The organism is Ancylobacter sp. Lp-2, from assembly GCF_020523795.1.
Lineage (GTDB): Bacteria > Pseudomonadota > Alphaproteobacteria > Rhizobiales > Xanthobacteraceae > Ancylobacter.
Window position 1 is genome coordinate 348127 of the sequence record NZ_JAJALI010000006.1, and the last position, 17433, is coordinate 365559.

The following is a 17433-nucleotide window of genomic DNA, read 5'->3' on the forward strand; positions in this document are numbered from 1 at the left end:
CCTGCCCTCAGGCGGCGGAGGCTTCCGCCGCCAATCTCGCCCGCAACTGCCGGATCAGCGCGGCTTTCACCGCGCCCTCCTCGCCGGTATTGGTCCAGGCCGAGACGGTGATCTCCACCCGGTCGAGCAACAGCTTCGACACCGCCGCCGACGGGCCGGGGCTGGACAAGACCCGCGTATCCTCCTTCAGCATCTCCACCGCCGTCGCCATCGCCGCCTCGGCATCGGTGGCGCCCGGTAGTTCCAGCGTCAGCGCCAGCTGGCGCTGGGCATAGGCCGAGTTGTTGACGATGTTCGAGCCCCACACCTTGGCGTTGGGGATCAGCACCTGGACATTGGTGCCCGAGGCCAGCTCGGTGGTGAACAGCGACAATCCCTTCACCGTGCCGGCGACGCCCGCTACCTCGACGCTGTCGCCGAGCTTGAACGGGCGGAACAGCAGCAGCATCACCCCGGCGGCCAGATTGGACAGCGTGCCCTGCAGGGCAAGGCCGATGGCGAGCGAGGTCGCGCCCAGCACCGCGATGATGCTGGTGGTCTGGATGCCAAAGCGCTGCAGCACGGCGACGCCGACGAAGACCAGCACGGTATAGCGGGCGATGCTGCCGAGAAAGCCGGCCACCGTGGGATCCACCCGCCGGGTGACGCCGACCGCCCGCAACACCAGCCGTTCGACGAAGGTGGCGAGCCACCAGCCGACGACGATCAGGCCGAGCGCGTAGAGGATGTTCAGTCCGTAGAGGACGAAGAGATTGCCGAGGTTTTCGAGGTCGAGATCCATGCCGTTGTCCCTGTCAATGTCACAGGGGTAACGGGCAACGGCGCCGAGGGTTCACTACTGGCCGCTATCAATTGGTCGCAGCTGCCGGCCGCTTCGTCCGCGCTTTCCTCGCCGGCGCCCGGCGCGCCACCGCGAGGGCGGCACGCGCGATCCGCGCCAGCTCCTCGCCATCGTCGAGGGCGGCTTCCGGCGCCGACCAGTAGCCGAGCGCCACCTGCCGGCCACGCCGATCATAGGTGAAGGGCGCGGAACCCTGCTCCGCCAGGCTCTCAGCGAGAGCGTCATCCGCCTTGAAATAGAGGGTGCCGTCGATGACGATGGCGATCATCAGCCCGTCGGCGAACACGCCGAGTCCGCTGAACATGCGCTTGAGGCGCACGGGATCGAAGGACGCCAGCAGATCCTCGACGGTCTCGGCGTCCATCGACGATCTCAGGCGCCGGCGGAAGCCGATCCGGAAAGCCCCGCCTCGGACGTGGCCGGGGTGATGGCGACGGATTCGCCGCAGCCGCAGGCCGAGGTCTGGTTCGGGTTGTTGAATACGAACTGCGCCGACATCTTGTCGGTCTTGTAGTCCATCTCGGTGCCGAGCAGGTACAGGATCGCCTTCGGGTCGATGAGCACCCGCGCGCCCTTGTCCTCGATGACCTCATCGAAGCGGCCGGCCTCCTCGGCGAACTCCATCGTGTATTCCATGCCGGCGCAGCCGCCATTCTTGATGCCGACGCGCAGGCCGGCCCCCTTGCTGTCCGAACGCTCCATGAGCGAACGCACGCGGGCGGCGGCGGCCTCGGTGAGGCGCATGACGGGAGGGCGGGAACGGATGTCGGCCATAATGTCGTCTCCAACTCGACGCCGGTTCAAGGCCGGCGGATCGGCACAGTGAAGATGGGATATCGCGCCGCGACAGGCAAGCCCATCCGCCTGCACGCCCGCCATGTGCGACATGCGTGGCCCGCCGCGCACCCTCAGTAGTTCGGCCACAGGCCCGGAGTCGCCAATTCGACGAGATGGCGGTCCGGGTCGCGGAAATAGAGGCTCACGCCGCCGTTCTTCCAGTCGACGCGACCCTCGACCGGCACCCCTGCCCGCTCCAGATGCCCGATCCAGGCCTCCAGCGCCGTGCCGGGAATGGCGAGGGCGTAATGCAGCGGCCCCTGCCCGTCATGCGGCGGGATGGTGCCGCCGGGCACCTCGACCGGCGTGCGCGTATAGCCGCGCTTGAACAGCAGCAGCACGCTCGCCGGCCCAGCATTGTAGGCGCAGAAGCGTTCGTCGGCGACAATCGGCTTCAGGCCGAGCACGCCCTCGTAGAAGGCGCGCGCCCGCGCCATGTCGTCGACATAGAGGCCGGTCTCCAGCACGCCGGAGAGCGGCGGTGCGGCGCCGTCTACGACCGCCTCGGCCGGCATGGCCTCACTCCCGTGCGGCGCTCACCACAGATTGAGGGCGAGCCGCGCCTCTTCCGACATCCGGCCCTGGTCCCAGGGCGGATCGAAGGTGAGATTGACGTTGACGCCGGAGACGCCGCCGACGCTCGCCACCGCGCCTTCCACCATGCCGGGAAGCTCGGCGGCGGAGGGGCAATTCGGCGTGGTCAGCGTCATCTCTACCGCCACCTGGCGGTCGTCGGCGATATCGACCTTGTAGATCAGGCCGAGCTCGTAGATGTCGACCGGGATTTCGGGATCGTAGACCGTCTTCAGCGCCGCGACGATGTCGTCGGTCAGCCGGTCCAGCTCCTCCTGCGGGATCGTCGATTCGATGGCCGGCATGTTCGGCGCGTCGGTGGATACAGTGTCGCTCATGCGAACAGGTCCTGAGCCTTGATGAGGGCGTCGGCCAGACGGTCGACTTCCTCATGGGTGTTGTACAGCGCGAACGACGCCCGGCACGTCGCCGTCACACCATATCGCCCCAGAAGCGGCATTGCGCAATGGGTGCCGGCGCGCACGGCGACGCCGGCGCGGTCGATGATGGTGGCGATGTCGTGCGGGTGCGCGCCCTTCACGTCGAAGGCGAAGATCGCTCCCTTGCCCGGCGCGTCGCCATAGATCTGCACCGAGTTGATCGCCGAGAGCCGCTGCCGGGCATAGGCGCCGAGCGAGGCCTCGTGCGCGGCGATGCGCTCGCGGCCGAGGCTCTCCATGTAGACCAGCGCCTCGCCGAGGCCGATGGCCTGCACGATCGGCGGCGTGCCGGCCTCGAAGCGGTGCGGCGGCTCGCCATAGGTGACGCCGTCCTCGGTGACGGTGCGGATCATCTCGCCGCCGCCCTCATAGGGGGGCAGCTTGTCGAGAAGCGCCCGCTTGCCGTAGAGCACGCCGATGCCGGTCGGCCCGTAGAGCTTGTGGCCGGTGATGCCGTAAAAATCGACGCCGAGATCCTGCACGTCGACCGGCATGTGCACCGCCGCCTGCGCGCCGTCGACCACCACCACCGCGCCGGCCTCATGGGCAAGGCGGGCGATCTCCTTGATCGGCGTCACCGTGCCCAGCACGTTCGACATGTGGGTGACGGCGACGATCTTCGTCCGCTCGGTGATGAGGCCCTTGAACGCCTCGAGGTCGAAGGCGCCGTCTTCCAGCACCGGCACCCACTTGATCACCGCGCCCTTGCGCTCGCGCAGATAGTTCCACGGCACGATGTTCGAGTGGTGCTCCATAATGGAGAGCACGATCTCGTCGCCTTCCCGGATCGACTGGCCAAGCGAGGAAGCGACGAGGTTGATGGCGCCGGTGACGGAGCGGGTGAAGATCACCTCCTCCAGCGTCGGCGCGTTGAGGAAGGCGCGGCAGCGCTCGCGCGCCTGCTCATAAGCCTCGGTCATCGCATTGGCGAGATAGTGCAGGCCGCGATGGACGTTGGAATATTCGTTCTCATAGGCGTAGCGCATGCGGTCCAGCACCTGGACCGGCTTCTGCGCCGAGGCCGCGTTGTCGAGATAGACCAGCGGCTTGCCATAGACCTGCTTGGACAGGATCGGGAAATCCTGCCGCACGCGCGCGACGTCATAGCTGCCGTTGGCGACGGCGGGGTGGGATGCGACCGGCTCGGTCATGTTGCGGCCCCTCCAGAGGGCGTCATCCCGCCCGCCTGTCGCGGGATCCGGGATCGCGGGCCGATGATCGGCCCTTCACGGAAGACCGATCCCGGATCGCGGCTCACCGCGTCCGGGACGACGATGTCGGGCATGCGGCGGGATCAGGCCCGCGCCTTCAGCCACGCCTCGGCGCGCTCGACCAGCGCGTCGCGCAGCTCGTCATTGGCGACCGTCTCGATGGCCTCGCCGACGAAGGCCTGCACCAGCAGGCTCTGCGCTTCCTTCAGCGGAATGCCGCGGGCGCGCAGGTAGAACAGGAGGTCGTCGTCGATCGCGCCGCAGGTGGCACCATGGCCGCAGGCGACGTCGTCGGCGAAGATTTCCAGCTCCGGCTTGTTGTCCATCTCGGCGTCGTCGCCGAGCAGCAGCGCGCGGCTCATCATCCGGCCGTCGGTCTTCTGGGCCGGCTGCCGCACCACGATCTTGCCCTGGAACACGCCGCGCGAACTGTCGTCCAGCACGTGCTTGAACAGCTCGCGGCTCTCGCAACCCGTGGTCTGGTGATCGACGAACAGCGTCGAATCCGCGTGCTGGCGGTCCTTGAGCAGGATGGCACCATTGAACGACACCGCGCTGTCGGCCCCGTTCAGGCGGGCATAGAGCGAGGTGCGCGTCACCGCCGCGCCGGAGGTGAAGGTGAAGGCGTTCAGCTTCACCGCCTTGCCGACCTCGAACAGCAGCGTCGACAGATGGAGCGCGTTGGCACCCTCCTCCTGCACGCGCACCAGATCGAGGCTCGCCTCGTCGGCGACCACGAACTCGGTGGCGCTGTTCACCTGGTAGGCGACGCCTTCCGGGCCCTCGAAGCTCTCGGCATAGGTGAGGCTGGCGCCCGCGCCGAGCACGACGAGGTTGCGCGCGAAGCTCGCCGCCGCCTTGCCCGAGAACACATGCGCGACATGGATCGGCCGCTCGATGACGGCGCCCGGCGCGACGGAGATCGCCACGCCGTCAGCCGCCAGCGCGGTGTTGAGCGCGAGCGCCGCGTCGTAGCGGCCGGGTTCCAGCGTGCCGAGCCGGGCGATAAGGTCGCCGCCGGCCGCCAGCGCGGTGGCCAGCGGCTGGATGGTCAGCCCCGACTCCAGATCGGCGAGGTCGGACAGCTCCGGCACCACCGCGCCATTGGCGATGACGAGGCGGCGCGCGCCGGTGTCGATGAGCAGGCGCGCATGCGCTTCCACCTGCGCCGACTGCGCCGGCGAGGAGACCGGCAGCGCCTCGCGCATCAGCGTGCGCAGATCGGTGTACTTCCACTCCTCCACCCGGCGGTGGGGAAGGCCGTTGTCGTTGAAGGCCTTGGCGGCCGCCTCGCGCAGCGCGACGATGCGCGCGCCGCCGCTCGACGGCAGGTTCTTGAGCTCACCCGACAGGCCCTGCTCGGCCGGGGTGCGGATCGGACGGATTTCGGCGTTCATCTCGATCCCCTCACGCCGCGTCCTGCTGGTACTCGGCATAGCCATTGGCTTCGAGTTCCAGCGCCAGCTCCTTGCCGCCCGAGCGCACGATGCGGCCCTTGTGCATGACATGCACGAAGTCCGGCACGATGTGGTTCAGCAGGCGCTGGTAGTGGGTGATGACGATCATGCCGCGCTCCGGCGAGCGCAGCGCGTTGACGCCCTCGGAGACGATCTTCAGCGCGTCGATGTCGAGGCCGGAATCGGTCTCGTCGAGAATGGCGATCTTCGGCTCGAGGATGGCCATCTGCAGGATCTCGGCGCGCTTCTTCTCGCCGCCGGAGAAGCCGACATTGACGCCGCGCTTCAGCATATCCTGCGAGATGCCGAGGCCAGCGGCCTTCTCCCTGACGAGGCGCAGGAAGTCCGGGGTGGAGATTTCCTCCTCGCCGCGCTTCTTGCGCTGGGCGTTCAGCGCAGAGCGCAGGAAGGTCATGGTGGCGACGCCGGGCACCTCGATCGGGTACTGGAAGGCGAGGAACACGCCCTTGGCGGCGCGCTCATCGATTTCCATGTCGAGGAGGTCCTCGCCGTTGAGCGTCACCGTGCCCTCGGTGACCTCATAATCGTCCTTGCCGGCGAGGATGTAGGACAGCGTCGACTTGCCCGAGCCGTTCGGGCCCATGATGGCGTGGACCTCGCCGGGGTTCACCTTCAGCGACAGGCCCTTGAGGATTTCCTTGCCGTCCTCGCCCTCGATCTTGGCGTGGAGGTTGTCGATGTCGAGCATGGCCATTTCAATCGTTCCGTTCATTTGGGCGCGGCGTCCTGCGCCGTGCGGCCGGGCGCGCCGAGTGTGCGAATGGGGCGAAGCGTCCCGGCGGTCCGGGACGCCAGAGGGCGTCAGCCCACCGAGCCTTCAAGGCTCACCGAGATCAGCTTCTGCGCCTCGACCGCGAACTCCATCGGGAGCTGCTGCAGCACGTCCTTGACGAAGCCGTTGACGATCAGCGCGGTGGCTTCCTCGGGATCGAGGCCGCGCTGGCGGCAATAGAACAGCTGGTCCTCGGAGATCTTCGAGGTGGTCGCCTCGTGCTCGAAATGCGCCGACGCGTTCTTGCTCTCGATATAGGGCACGGTGTGCGCGCCGCACTGGTCGCCGATCAGCAGCGAGTCACAGTTCGTGAAGTTCCGCGCGTTGGTCGCCTTACGGTGCGCCGAGACGAGGCCGCGATAGGTGTTGTCCGAGCGGCCGGCGGCGATGCCCTTGGAGATGATGCGGCTCGACGTGTTCTTGCCGAGATGGATCATCTTGGTGCCGCTATCGACCTGCTGGCGACCGTTGGAGATGGCGATCGAGTAGAACTCGCCCTGGCTCTCGTCGCCGCGCAGGATGCAGCTCGGATATTTCCAGGTGATCGCCGAGCCGGTCTCCACCTGCGTCCAGGAGATCTTGGAGCGGTCGCCGCGGCAGTCGCCGCGCTTCGTCACGAAGTTGAAGATACCGCCCTTGCCCTCGCTGTCGCCCGGATACCAGTTCTGGACGGTGGAGTACTTGATCTCGGCATCGGCCAGAGCGACCAGCTCGACCACGGCGGCGTGCAGCTGGTTCTCGTCGCGCATCGGCGCGGTGCAGCCTTCGAGATAGCTCACATAGGAGCCCTCGTCGGCGATGATCAGCGTGCGCTCGAACTGGCCGGTGTTGCGCTCGTTGATGCGGAAATAGGTCGACAGCTCCATCGGGCAGCGCACGCCCTTCGGGATGTAGACGAAGGAGCCGTCGGAGAACACCGCCGAATTGAGCGTCGCGAAGAAGTTGTCGGTCACGGGAACGACCGAGCCGAGATACTTCTTCACCAGCTCGGGATGCTCGCGCACCGCCTCGGAGATCGGCATGAAGATCACGCCGGCCTTGGCGAGCTCTTCCTTGAAGGTGGTCGCCACCGACACCGAATCGAACACCGCGTCCACCGCGACTTTCGAGCCGCCGGTCGACTCGATGCCGAGCAGCGCGTCGCGCTCGCGCAGGGGAATGCCGAGCTTCTCATAGGTGGCGAGGATTTCCGGGTCGATCTCGTCGATCGACTTCGGGCCGGCCTTCTGCTTGGGCGCGGCGTAATAATAGAGCTCCTGGTAGGGGATCGGCGGATAGTCGACCCGCGCCCACTTGGGCTCCGGCATGGTCTGCCAGCGGCGGAAGGCGTCGAGACGCCACTCCAGCAGCCATTCGGGCTCGCCCTTCTTGGCCGAGATGAAGCGGACGGTGTCCTCGTCCAGTCCTTTCGGCGCCTTCTCCGACTCGATGTCGGTGAAGAACCCGTATTTGTACTGATCGACGTCGATGGAGCGGACCTGCTCCACTGTCTCCTGTACGGCCGGCATCGTCTCATCTCCTCTCCGCGCGGGGTCAAGGCCCGCGGGTTCAGGTCACCACGTCACGTCTCGCATCGGGTGGTGCCGCATGGGCGCCACCAAATCGTCCGGCCGGCGGCCCAAGGGCGCCGCGGCCGATCTCCCCTCATGCCGCCCTTGTGCGGCGCGAAAGGTTCGGGACCACCCGGCGAAACACGCCGAGTGCCCGGTCGACATCCTCTTCCCGGCTCGACCAGCCGAAGGACAGCCGGAACGCCGAACGGGCAATGCGCTCGGGCACGCCCATGGCGGCAAGCACATGCGACGGCCCGATCTTGCCCGACGAACAGGCGGCACCGGCGCTCACCGACAATCCGGCGAGATCGAGCGCGATCACCGCCGTCTCGGCCGGCACCCCCGGCAGGGCGAAGCACGAGGTGTTGGGCAGGCGATCGACATCGCCGACCAGCAGCACCAGCTCCGGGAACTCGCACCTTAGAGCGTCTTCAAGCCTTTCGCGCAAGCCGCCAATGCGACTGATTTCACCGTCGAGCGCCAGCTGCGCGCTTTTCGCCGCCACACCGAAAGCGGCGATGGCGGGGGCGTTCTCGCTGCCGGCCCGCCGGCCGCGCTCCTGTCCGCCGCCGGCGAACACCGGCGCGGGACGCAGATCCGGGTCGGCAAGTACCAGCGCACCGGAGCCGGGCGCGCCGCCGATCTTGTGGGCCGACACCGAAATCGCGTCGACGCCGAGCTCGGCGATATCGATGCGGATGCGACCGGCCGCCTGCACGGCATCGGTATGGACGAGCCCTCCATGGGCATGGACGCGCCGCGCGGCTTCCGCCACCGGCTGGATCACCCCGGTCTCGTTATTGGCCAGCATCAGGGACAGCAGCACCCGGCGCCCCGCTTCCGCATGGACGGCGAGCGCCGCGTCGAGCGCGTCGAGCCGCAATCGGCCGCGCGCGTCCACCGGCAGGTGCTCCACCTTGTCGGCGGCGAAGCGGTGGCCGCGCAGCACCGCGGCATGCTCGACCGCGCTGGTCAGCAGCACGTCGCAGGCGAGCGGCTCGCCGCCGCGCTGATAGTCCGGCGTCAGCGCCAGCGCGTCGGCCTCGGTGCCGCCGGCAGTGAACACCACGCCGCGCGTATCGCCGCCGACCAGGGCAGCGACCGCGCCGCGCGCCTCCTCGATGCGGGCGCGCGTCGCCCGTCCCTCGCCATGGATGGCCGAGGCATTGCCGGTGGCGAAAAGCGCGGCAGTCAGCGCTTCCGCCGCCTCCGGACGCACCGGAGCGGTGGCATTATGGTCGAGATAGGTACGTTCGTTCATCGCAGTCCGGTTCGGTCTGTCAGCGCCTGCCTGCTCATATAGTAAAACATTGCCGCTTTCGCTGCGGCTCCCGTTGATTTGCTTGCAAACCAAACCCATCTCATTCATAGCTTCGGCTCCGCAAACTCCGCGGGCGGCGCCAGCACGATTGCAAAGACTTCTCTTGCAACCATGCGTAGAAGTTTAGAATTATTCTAATAATTTAGGGATCACACCCTATGTCGTCAAGGCGCTCGCGGTATTATGTACACCCGCAGGAAAATTGAAACGGCGGCCATGCGCTTTGGCTGCCCGCCTGCGCTGGGCGGCCGCGGCGCCGCTCACATCTAGGATCACACGCTTCATGCCCGAGGTCATCTTCACCGGCGAGAAAGGGCGTCTCGAAGGGCGGTACCAGCCGGCCAAGCAGCGCCACGCGCCGATCGCCATCATCCTGCACCCGCACCCGCAGTTCGGGGGCACGATGAACAACCCGGTCGTCTACAATCTCTACTACCAGTTCGTGAACCGCGGCTTCTCGACCCTGCGCTTCAATTTCCGCGGCGTCGGCCGCTCGCAGGGCTCCTTCGACCACGGCCAGGGCGAGCTCGCCGATGCCGCCGCCGCGCTCGATTGGGCGCAGTCGATCAACCCGGACGCGCGCGCCTGCTGGATCGCCGGCTTCTCGTTCGGCGCCTGGATCGGCATGCAGTTGCTGATGCGCCGGCCGGAGGTGGAAGGCTTCATCTCGGTGGCTGCCCCCGCGAACCTCTACGACTTCTCCTTCCTCGCCCCCTGCCCGTCCTCCGGCCTGTTCGTGCATGGCGACAAGGATGCGGTGGTGCCTTTCTCGGCGGTGAACACGCTGGTGGAGAAGCTGAAGACGCAGAAGGGCATCGTCATCGAGCAGCAGACCGTGCCCGGTGCCAACCACTTCTTCGACAACCGCACCGAGGAACTGACCGAGCTGATCGGCGGCTATCTCGACCGCCGCCTGCCGGACACTCGCAAGAGCGAGACCGCCGCCTGATCGGAAACGGTAAGGCCCTGACAAGCAAAAAGCCCGGCGCATCGCCGGGCTTTTCGTTTTAGGGAGACGCGAGGACCCGGAAGAGACGGCTCAGTTGAGCACGAGGCGGTCCGGGTTGGTCACCGTCAGGCTATCGCCGCGACGGGCGATCTCGACGAGGCCACCAGCCGCGCCCTCGGGGCCGGGCACGGAGAAGCTCACCGCCTGCTCGGGCTGCAGCGTTGCAGCGACACGGATCGGCGCAGCGCCGCCGACGCTCAGCGTGGCGACGACGTGATAGCCGTCCTGCTGCGGGGTGTAATAGGCGATGCCGCGCACATAGCCGATATTGATGGTCTGCGCCGTCGCGGGGCGAACGCCACCCTTTTCGGCGGCGAAGCCGGGGGCGATGAAGGCGACGGCAAGGAGCCCACCCGCCAAGGCGAGGGGCAGAATGTCACGGGAGAAGCTGCGCATCTCGATTGCTCCAAGTTCTGTCCAGGCGTGTTGATCAGAAGCTGCCTGCCTGGCGAGCCGGACTTCCGGGAGCCCGTAAGATACGCATTTTATTGTGCGGCGCATCGTCAGTTTGCGCATCGCACCATTGCGTTTAAGGAATACTTCGCGCTAACTCTGGTATATTAAGTAATTTTGAATGACCGCTTCAGCTTTGCTACAGCCCGCCGCACCGGCGAGGCCAACCTCAGCGCAGCGTCACCGAGATACCGCCAGCCATCGGCGCCGGCACCCCGGTGGTGGTGGGGAAGCTCAACGGCAGCCCCTTTAGCGAGCGCACCGCCAGGAAGCCGAAGGCCTGCGCCTCCATCGCGTCGGCGGACAGGCCGAGCGCATCGGCCGGCGTCACCTCCACCCCGAGCCGCTCGGCGAGCATGGCGAGCAGCGTCGGGTTGTGGGCGCCGCCGCCGCCGGCCACCACCGCCCGCGGGCGGTGCGGCAGCAGCGGCAGCGCCGCCGCCACCGTCGCGGCGCTGAGCGCGGTCAGCGTCGCCGCGCCGTCCTCGGTGCTGCGCCCTGCCAGCCCGGCATGCTCCGCCGCGAAGGTCTTGAAATCATTGCGATCGAGCGATTTCGGCGGCTTCTGCGCGAAGAAGGGATGCGCCAGCAGCCGCGCCAGCGCCGCCGCATCGACCTTTCCTGCCGCCGCGCAGGCGCCGTCGGCATCCACCGGCACGCCGGTGCGCTCCTTCATGAAGTCGTCGACCAGCGCGTTAGCCGGGCCGGTGTCGAAGGCGATCGGGTCGTTCTCCCCGTCGACATAGGTGATGTTGGCCACCCCGCCGAGATTGAGGAACAGCATCGGCAGCGCCAGGCCGAGCCTCTTCGCCAAGGCGGCGTGATAGACCGGCACCAGCGGCGCCCCCTGCCCGCCCGCCGCGACATCGGCGGCGCGCAGATCGTAGACCAGCTCGGCGCCCGGCCGCAGCCCCGCCGCCCGCAAGGCCTTCGCCAACCCCACGCCGTCGCCGAGCTGCACGGTGAGCGCGATCTCCGGCCGGTGCAGCACCGTCTGGCCGTGGAAACCGACCACCCGCGCCTCTGCCGCGCGGGGATGCGCCGCGACGAAGCGCGCCACCGCCTCGCCATGGCGGGCGGTCAGCATCAGTTCCGCCTCGGCGAGCACGCCCGGCCGCGCCGTGCGATCCGCCAGCGGTTTCGCGTCCTCGATGGCCCGCACCAGCAGCGCCCGGTCCTCCGGCGCATAGGGATAGGTGGCGGCAGGCCCGAAGCCGGCGACGCTCTCGCCATCGGTCTCGATCAGCGCCACGTCGACGCCGTCGAGCGAGGTGCCGCTCATCAGCCCGATTGCCGTCACCGGTTCCGCCATCTCGCCCTCCCGGCGTGCATGTACCGCCCGAAGCTGCTACATGACGCGCCCGATCCTTTACCCCTCCTTACCATGGCATTGATGCCGGCAGGCCCGACATGACGACGTTCCGTTCCGACTTTCTGCGCACCCTCACCGAGCGCGGCTTCGTCCACCAGATCTCGGACCCCGAGGGTCTCGACAAGCTGTTCGCCACGGAAACCGTCACCGCCTATATCGGCTTCGACCCCACGGCGCCGAGCCTGCATGCCGGCGGCCTGATCCAGATCATGATGCTGCACTGGCTGCAGGCGACCGGCCACCGCCCGGTCTCGCTGATGGGCGGCGGCACCGGCATGGTGGGCGACCCCTCCTTCAAGGAGGAGGCGCGCAAGCTGATGACGGTGGAGACCATCGAGGACAACATCGCCTCGATCAAGAAGGTGTTCGCCAACTACCTCACCTATGGCGACGCGCCCACCGGCGCGCTGATGGCCAACAACGCCGAGTGGCTGACCTCGCTCAACTACCTCGAATTCCTGCGCGACGTCGGCCGGCATTTCTCGGTCAACCGCATGCTGTCCTTCGACAGCGTGAAGATGCGGCTCGACCGCGAGCAGTCGCTCTCCTTCCTCGAATTCAACTACATGATCCTGCAGGCCTACGACTTCGTCGAGCTGTCGCAGCGTTACGGCGTGCGCCTGCAGATGGGCGGCTCCGACCAGTGGGGCAACATCGTCAACGGCATCGACCTCGGCCACCGCATGGGTACGCCGCAGCTCTACGCCCTGACCTCGCCGCTGCTGACCACCGCCTCCGGCGCCAAGATGGGCAAGTCGCTCTCCGGCGCGGTGTGGCTGAACGCCGACCTGCTCGGCCCCTACGAGTTCTGGCAGTACTGGCGCAACACCGAGGACGCCGACGTCTCGCGCTTCCTCAAGCTCTACACCACCCTGCCGATGGACGAGATCGCCCGGCTGTCCGCGCTGGGCGGCGCGGAGATCAACGAGGTGAAGAAGATCCTCGCCACCGAGGTCACCGCCATGCTGCACGGCCGCGCGGCGGCCGAAGCCGCGGCCGAGACCGCGCGCAAGACCTTCGAGGAAGGTGGGCTTTCCGCAGACCTGCCGACCGTCGAGGTGCCGGCGGGCGAGCTCGAGGCCGGCATCGGCGTGCTCAGCGTGTTCGCCGAGAAGACCGGCCTCGTCGCCTCCAATGGCGAGGCGCGCCGGCAGATCAAGAGCGGCGGCCTGAAGGTGAACGACGCCACCGTCACCGACGACAAGGCGGTGATCAGCGCCCGCGACCTTACCGCCGAGGGCGTGGTGAAGCTCTCCTTCGGCAAGAAGAAGCACGTGCTGCTGAAGCCGGTGTGAGCCGATCGCCGATACGGAATTGAAAAGGCCGGGCATCGCCCGGCCTTTTTCGTTCCACCCTGCCGTCGTGCTAGCGGGTCGGTATCACCGCCGGCGGCGTCGGGTCCGGCGCCTGCCGGTACTCGAAGATCTTGCGCAGGAAGCCCGGCGCCACGGCGGAGATCGGGTTCACCCGCAGCGTCGGCCCGCTCAGCGGCCCCACCACCTCGTAGGTGACGCCGACCAGCCCCTCATTCGGCCCGCCGCCGAGGAAGAAGCCGAGCACCGGCAGGCGCGAGAACAGGTTGTTCAGCCCATAGGCCGGCACATAGGTGCCCTGGATCGAGATGCGGTCGCGAGCGGAATCGAGCGTGCCGTCGAAGGTCGAGCCGACCGCCGGACCCCACACCACGCCGTCGCGAAGGGTGAGCAGTTCGGCCGAGCGGGTGAAGCTCACCTGCAGCTTCTTAAAGGTGATCGCCGCACCGGGCTGCGGACGCCCATTGGCGGCGGTGGCCGGCGCGGCGGCGATCAGCCGGTCCAGCCCCGCCTCGCCGCGCACCACGAAGTCGCGCATGTTGATGACGCCGTTCTGCGGCGAGCCGTCGCCGGCCGGCGGGTCGACGTCGAGCCACAGGTCGCCGCCATAGATGCGCGAATAGAAATTGATGAAGCGCAGCAGCGCGCCGGCGTCGGTCGTCGCCACCCGCATCACCCGCGAGCCGCCGGCGCCGTTCATGATCTGCCCGGTCACGCCGCCGTCGCGGCCGACCAGCGCACCGAGCGAGAAGCTGCGCAGCGCCCCGTCGCGCCGCGACAGCTTCAGCACCGCCTCGCGCATGGTCTCGCCATTATTGCCGACCACCACGTTGAGATTGACGTCGATATCGACATCCGCCGGCTTGCTCTGGTCGGCATTGCCGGCAATCGGCGCCTCCAGGAGGTTCTTGAGGAAGGCCCGAGCCTCGATCACCTCGCCGCGCACGGTGATCCGCGTCACCGAGCCGGCCTGCTCCACCTTCACGCTCGCCTTGTCGCCGTCCGAGAGCTGGAAGGTCGGCAGGTCGGCGGCGACCGGCGCGCCCTTGGCGTCGAGCGTCACCACGCCGCGTATGTTCACCCCGGATCCCGAAACCACCAGATTGTCGAGCTTGGAACCGTCCTCGGTCTTGGTGAGCTTTGCGGTCAGCCGCGCCGGCTTGCCGGCCGGCTTCGACCAGCCCGGCACCAGTTCGGCGAGGCGCGCCTTGGTCAGGTCGACATCGACATCCGCGCTCACCTTGCCATTCGCCGAGGTGGTGCCGTTCAGCTTCACCGCCACCGAGCCGCCGAGGCCGGCAAGGTCGAGATCGAGCTTGTCGCGCGCCGCCTGGTCGAGCGTCGCCGCCAGGGTGAACGAGGCGTCGCCCTTGGTGGGCAGCGTGTAGTCGAAGCTGATCGGCGCGCCGGCGAGCTTGCCATCGCCGCGGAAGACGCTGGCCTGCGGCGTCACGAAAACACGGACATCGGCGTCGTCGATGTCGTGGCCGAGCACCATCTTGTCGGCCGAGAAATCGTTCAGCGTGGCCTCGAAGGCGAAGTCGACATCGGTCGGCTTGATGTCGTTCGACAGGCGGATATTGATCTGTGCCACGCCCTGGAAATCGCCCGACACCGTCGCCGGGTCGAGCGGCGAAGCCGCCGCATGGCTGCGCAGCGAAGGCAGGTTGGCCACCTCCGCCATCCCGGCGACGGGACCGTTGAGCGCCATGCGGATCTTGGCGTTGGGCGTCTTCGGCGCGGTATCGGGAATGTCGAACACGCCTTCCGACAGCACCAGCTTGCGCCCAGCCGGCGTCTGCAGGCCGGCCTTGGCGACGTCGACATGGGCGGTGCGGCCGGTCACGTGCACGCGGACATCGGCACCGGTGACCGGCGCCAGATCCGGGAGCACCCGGAAGGAGCCCTGGCCGGCGACGATGTCGATGCGCAGGGCGTCGTCGGCCAGCGGAATGTCGGAATTGCCGATGGAGGACAGCGGCGCGTTCAGCGCGATCTCGGCGCGGCTGACCTCGCCGGACACCACATTGTCGTGCACCCAGTTCCGCACTTCCGGTGCCGCCAGCACCGGCCAGATCCGCTTCAAGGTGGTGGCGGATGTCGGCGTGGTCGAGACGTTCAGATTGAGCGCCGGCGCCGGGCCGGCGAGCTCCAGTCCGCCGCCGATGGTGATCTCGCCCTGCGTGCTCGTGACCTTGGCGGAATCGATGCCGAGGCTCTTCGCCTTGGGATCGAAATGCAGGTCGAGGGCGATGTTGTCGGCGACGAAAGGCGGCTCCTTCTCGGAGAACGGGCCGCCGCCCCCGAGGCTGCCCTTGCCCCGGGTGGCGTGCAGCGTCCAGACGCCGTCGGCGGTCTGCGGCAGGTTGATATCGGCGGCGATGTCGAGGTCGAGCGGTCCGGCATGGATGGCCAGCGGCTTGATGGCGATCCGGCGGGCGTGCGGGTCGAAGGCGAAATCCAGCGCCACCTCGTCGATCATCATGCGGCCGAGCTTGTCCTTGCCGAGTTGCAACTCGCCGGCGCCGACCAGCATCCGGCCGCTCGATCCGACGAGGTCGCCATGCTCGTCGATCTGCGCGTGAATCTCGCCGGACAGCGGCGAGGTGGCGACGAGGTCGGCATCCGCCATGCCGGCGGCGATCATCAGGTCGCGCGGCGCGAGGTCGCGGACGGCGACATCGATGTCGCGACGCCCGTTCGCCATCGGCGCGATGGTCGCCTGCGCCGACCACGGGCCGTCCGCGCCGCCGGCGCGCAGGTCGAAGGTCATGCCGCCGGCCGCCGGACGGGTGAGGCTGATGTCGATGTCGTTGAACACCCAACTGCGCCCGCTCACCTCGCTGCGCAGCGTCAGCGTGCCGCCCTTCAGGCCGATATCGGACAATTCGCCGCCGTCGAGCCCGCCACGATCCAGCCCGTCGGCCAGCGCCGCGAGGCTGGCGAGGCGGATGGGTCCGATCGGCGGTGCCTCGCTGGCCGGCGCCGCCGTGGGGCCGGCGGGCGACGCCGGGGCGGAGGAAACGGTCGCGGAAGTCGCACCTGCGGAGGCGGGAGGCGGCGTCGCCACACCATGGTCGGGAGCCGTCGCGTGGATCGGCTTGGCGTTCTCGCCAGTGGAAACCGTCAGCTCGCCATTGGCGGTGACCCAGACCTGCAGCTTGACGCCGATCAGGTCGATGCTCTTCGGCCCGGCCATCCACGGCATCAGGCGATCCTGCATCGCGATCTCGGCCTGCGGCGCCGAGGCGATGACGTCGCCCTTGTCGTCGCGCACCTCAATGTCGTTGACGCGCAGCGTCATGCCGCCGGGCGCCTCGCCATTGGAGACGATCTCGCCGATCGACACCGTGCGGCCGGCGCCGAGACGCTCGGACAGCGCCCGCTCGACATAGGGACGGGCGATGTTCACCGTCACCAGTCCGGTGGAGAACAGCACATAGACGGTAAGGAAGGCGGCAATGAAAAGACCGGCCATGCAGCCGAGCGACCAGCCGCAGACGCGCACCCACCTCCGGCCGCGCCGCGGTGCCTCGCAGGCGCGCGCGATCCGCCGCAGACGCGGGCGCTTTACCGGACCGGCGCGCCCGCCGGCTCTGGGCGTGGTCCTATCGATCATCTACAGCCCGAATCTCCGCATGTGGATGATAGCGCCAGAGCGGGGTCTATCGCGATATCCTGTCTGTTTCTTGTCCGCCGGCAAATCTATGACGGTGGCTGAAGTAGGGCTGCTGCGCCGCCATGCGCGGCATCGCCGCAAAAGCCGACGAAAGGAAGGCAAATGAGCACCATCGCCGCCGGAAAACCGGCTCCCGACTTCGCATTGCCCGGTGACGACGGCGGCATCGTCCGCCTGGCCGATTTCCACGGCCGCAAGCTGGTGCTGTACTTCTATCCGAAGGCCAGCACGCCCGGCTGCACCATCGAGGCGCATGATTTCAACCGGCTGCTGCCGGACTTCGCCAAGGCCAACACCTCGGTGCTCGGCGTCTCCGCCGATCCCGCCAAGGCACTGGTGAAGTTCCGCGACAAGGAGTGCCTCGCCTTTCCGCTCGCCACCGACGAAACCCACGAGATGCTGACCGCCTATGGCGTCTGGGGCGAGAAGAGCATGTATGGCAAAACCTTCATGGGCATCGAGCGCACCACGCTGCTGATCGATACGGAAGGCCGCGTCGCGCAGCTCTGGCCGAAGGTGAAGGTCGCCGGCCATGCCGAGGAGGTGCTGGCCGCGGCACAGGCGCTCTGAGAAACAGAACC

Annotated in this window: 16 protein-coding genes; 3 read left to right on the plus strand and 13 right to left on the minus strand. The window is 67.9% G+C overall.

What is annotated here, in order from left to right; translation table 11 throughout:
• Positions 1-7: 7 nt before the first annotated feature.
• The 10 genes from LGR54_RS17020 to LGR54_RS17065 all read right to left on the minus strand — a co-directional run bounded on the left by LGR54_RS17020 (position 8) and on the right by LGR54_RS17065 (position 8966).
• Positions 8-781 carry a mechanosensitive ion channel family protein gene (locus LGR54_RS17020; protein WP_230363164.1) on the minus strand — a complete coding sequence of 258 codons (774 nt, stop codon included), beginning with the start codon at positions 779-781 and terminating at the stop codon, positions 8-10.
• Positions 782-848: 67 nt separating this feature from the next.
• A complete protein-coding gene (locus tag LGR54_RS17025) occupies positions 849-1205 on the minus strand; it encodes a TfoX/Sxy family protein (protein WP_230363165.1) in 357 nt (118 codons plus the stop codon).
• Between the two features lie 8 nt (positions 1206-1213).
• A complete protein-coding gene (gene sufA / locus LGR54_RS17030; protein WP_230363166.1) occupies positions 1214-1615 on the minus strand; it encodes a Fe-S cluster assembly scaffold SufA in 402 nt (133 codons plus the stop codon).
• A 134-nt stretch (positions 1616-1749) separates the two neighbouring features.
• Complete coding sequence (locus tag LGR54_RS17035; RefSeq protein WP_230363167.1) at positions 1750-2193, minus strand: VOC family protein; 444 nt, start codon at positions 2191-2193, stop codon at positions 1750-1752.
• Positions 2194-2214: 21 nt separating this feature from the next.
• Complete coding sequence (locus LGR54_RS17040) at positions 2215-2589, minus strand: SUF system Fe-S cluster assembly protein (RefSeq protein ID WP_230363168.1); 375 nt, start codon at positions 2587-2589, stop codon at positions 2215-2217.
• Positions 2586-3842: a cysteine desulfurase gene (locus LGR54_RS17045; RefSeq protein ID WP_230363169.1), complete on the minus strand. Its 1257-nt coding sequence runs from the start codon at positions 3840-3842 to the stop codon at positions 2586-2588. Before LGR54_RS17045 ends, LGR54_RS17040 begins: the two co-directional genes overlap by 4 nt.
• A 143-nt stretch (positions 3843-3985) precedes the next feature.
• Positions 3986-5299: a Fe-S cluster assembly protein SufD gene (sufD, locus tag LGR54_RS17050; protein ID WP_230363170.1), complete on the minus strand. Its 1314-nt coding sequence runs from the start codon at positions 5297-5299 to the stop codon at positions 3986-3988.
• A gap of 10 nt (positions 5300-5309) precedes the next feature.
• Entirely contained in the window at positions 5310-6068 is a 759-nt protein-coding gene (sufC, locus tag LGR54_RS17055; RefSeq protein WP_230363214.1) for a Fe-S cluster assembly ATPase SufC, read from the minus strand.
• Positions 6069-6181: 113 nt separating this feature from the next.
• Positions 6182-7660 (minus strand): Fe-S cluster assembly protein SufB, encoded by a 1479-nt coding sequence (sufB, locus tag LGR54_RS17060; RefSeq protein WP_230363171.1) that lies wholly within the window; start codon positions 7658-7660, stop codon positions 6182-6184.
• A gap of 136 nt (positions 7661-7796) precedes the next feature.
• Positions 7797-8966, minus strand: a complete 1170-nt coding sequence (locus LGR54_RS17065; protein WP_230363172.1) for a cysteine desulfurase family protein — start codon at positions 8964-8966, stop codon at positions 7797-7799.
• Positions 8967-9309: 343 nt separating this feature from the next.
• On the opposite strand from LGR54_RS17065, the gene LGR54_RS17070 reads away from it, so the two are divergent.
• Positions 9310-9975: an alpha/beta hydrolase gene (locus LGR54_RS17070; RefSeq protein WP_214010501.1), complete on the plus strand. Its 666-nt coding sequence runs from the start codon at positions 9310-9312 to the stop codon at positions 9973-9975.
• Between the two features lie 90 nt (positions 9976-10065).
• Here the strand turns inward: LGR54_RS17070 and LGR54_RS17075 are convergent, their stop codons facing one another.
• Both LGR54_RS17075 and LGR54_RS17080 read right to left on the minus strand, forming a co-directional pair.
• On the minus strand, positions 10066-10431 hold the full coding sequence (locus LGR54_RS17075; RefSeq protein WP_230363173.1) for a hypothetical protein: 366 nt from the start codon (positions 10429-10431) through the stop codon (positions 10066-10068).
• A 226-nt stretch (positions 10432-10657) separates the two neighbouring features.
• Complete coding sequence (locus LGR54_RS17080) at positions 10658-11800, minus strand: anhydro-N-acetylmuramic acid kinase (protein WP_230363174.1); 1143 nt, start codon at positions 11798-11800, stop codon at positions 10658-10660.
• A gap of 98 nt (positions 11801-11898) precedes the next feature.
• On the opposite strand from LGR54_RS17080, the gene tyrS reads away from it, so the two are divergent.
• The gene (gene tyrS / locus LGR54_RS17085; RefSeq protein ID WP_230363175.1) at positions 11899-13155 is read left to right on the plus strand and encodes a tyrosine--tRNA ligase; all 1257 of its coding nucleotides are present in this window, start codon (positions 11899-11901) and stop codon (positions 13153-13155) included.
• A gap of 70 nt (positions 13156-13225) precedes the next feature.
• On the opposite strand, the gene LGR54_RS17090 is transcribed toward tyrS, so the two are convergent.
• Positions 13226-16651: a DUF3971 domain-containing protein gene (locus LGR54_RS17090; protein WP_230363176.1), complete on the minus strand. Its 3426-nt coding sequence runs from the start codon at positions 16649-16651 to the stop codon at positions 13226-13228.
• A gap of 303 nt (positions 16652-16954) precedes the next feature.
• Here LGR54_RS17090 and bcp point away from each other — a divergent pair, with 303 nt between their 5' ends.
• Positions 16955-17422, plus strand: a complete 468-nt coding sequence (gene bcp, locus LGR54_RS17095; RefSeq protein WP_370638221.1) for a thioredoxin-dependent thiol peroxidase — start codon at positions 16955-16957, stop codon at positions 17420-17422.
• Positions 17423-17433 lie beyond the last annotated feature (11 nt).

Excerpts from the sequence above, each read along its gene's own strand:
- LGR54_RS17080 (WP_230363174.1), bottom strand. The coding sequence starts at position 11,800 with ATGGCGGAACCGGTGACGGCAATCGGGCTGATGAGCGGCACCTCGCTC.
- LGR54_RS17040 (WP_230363168.1), bottom strand. The coding sequence starts at position 2,589 with ATGAGCGACACTGTATCCACCGACGCGCCGAACATGCCGGCCATCGAA.
- LGR54_RS17090 (WP_230363176.1), bottom strand. The coding sequence starts at position 16,651 with ATGGCCGGTCTTTTCATTGCCGCCTTCCTTACCGTCTATGTGCTGTTC.
- LGR54_RS17025 (WP_230363165.1), bottom strand. The coding sequence starts at position 1,205 with ATGGACGCCGAGACCGTCGAGGATCTGCTGGCGTCCTTCGATCCCGTG.
- LGR54_RS17020 (WP_230363164.1), bottom strand. The coding sequence starts at position 781 with ATGGATCTCGACCTCGAAAACCTCGGCAATCTCTTCGTCCTCTACGGA.
- sufD (WP_230363170.1), bottom strand. The coding sequence starts at position 5,299 with ATGAACGCCGAAATCCGTCCGATCCGCACCCCGGCCGAGCAGGGCCTG.
- sufA (WP_230363166.1), bottom strand. The coding sequence starts at position 1,615 with ATGGCCGACATCCGTTCCCGCCCTCCCGTCATGCGCCTCACCGAGGCC.
- bcp (WP_370638221.1), top strand. The coding sequence starts at position 16,955 with ATGAGCACCATCGCCGCCGGAAAACCGGCTCCCGACTTCGCATTGCCC.
- sufC (WP_230363214.1), bottom strand. The coding sequence starts at position 6,068 with ATGCTCGACATCGACAACCTCCACGCCAAGATCGAGGGCGAGGACGGC.
- sufB (WP_230363171.1), bottom strand. The coding sequence starts at position 7,660 with ATGCCGGCCGTACAGGAGACAGTGGAGCAGGTCCGCTCCATCGACGTC.
- LGR54_RS17070 (WP_214010501.1), top strand. The coding sequence starts at position 9,310 with ATGCCCGAGGTCATCTTCACCGGCGAGAAAGGGCGTCTCGAAGGGCGG.
- LGR54_RS17075 (WP_230363173.1), bottom strand. The coding sequence starts at position 10,431 with ATGCGCAGCTTCTCCCGTGACATTCTGCCCCTCGCCTTGGCGGGTGGG.
- LGR54_RS17065 (WP_230363172.1), bottom strand. The coding sequence starts at position 8,966 with ATGAACGAACGTACCTATCTCGACCATAATGCCACCGCTCCGGTGCGT.
- LGR54_RS17045 (WP_230363169.1), bottom strand. The coding sequence starts at position 3,842 with ATGACCGAGCCGGTCGCATCCCACCCCGCCGTCGCCAACGGCAGCTAT.
- tyrS (WP_230363175.1), top strand. The coding sequence starts at position 11,899 with ATGACGACGTTCCGTTCCGACTTTCTGCGCACCCTCACCGAGCGCGGC.
- LGR54_RS17035 (WP_230363167.1), bottom strand. The coding sequence starts at position 2,193 with ATGCCGGCCGAGGCGGTCGTAGACGGCGCCGCACCGCCGCTCTCCGGC.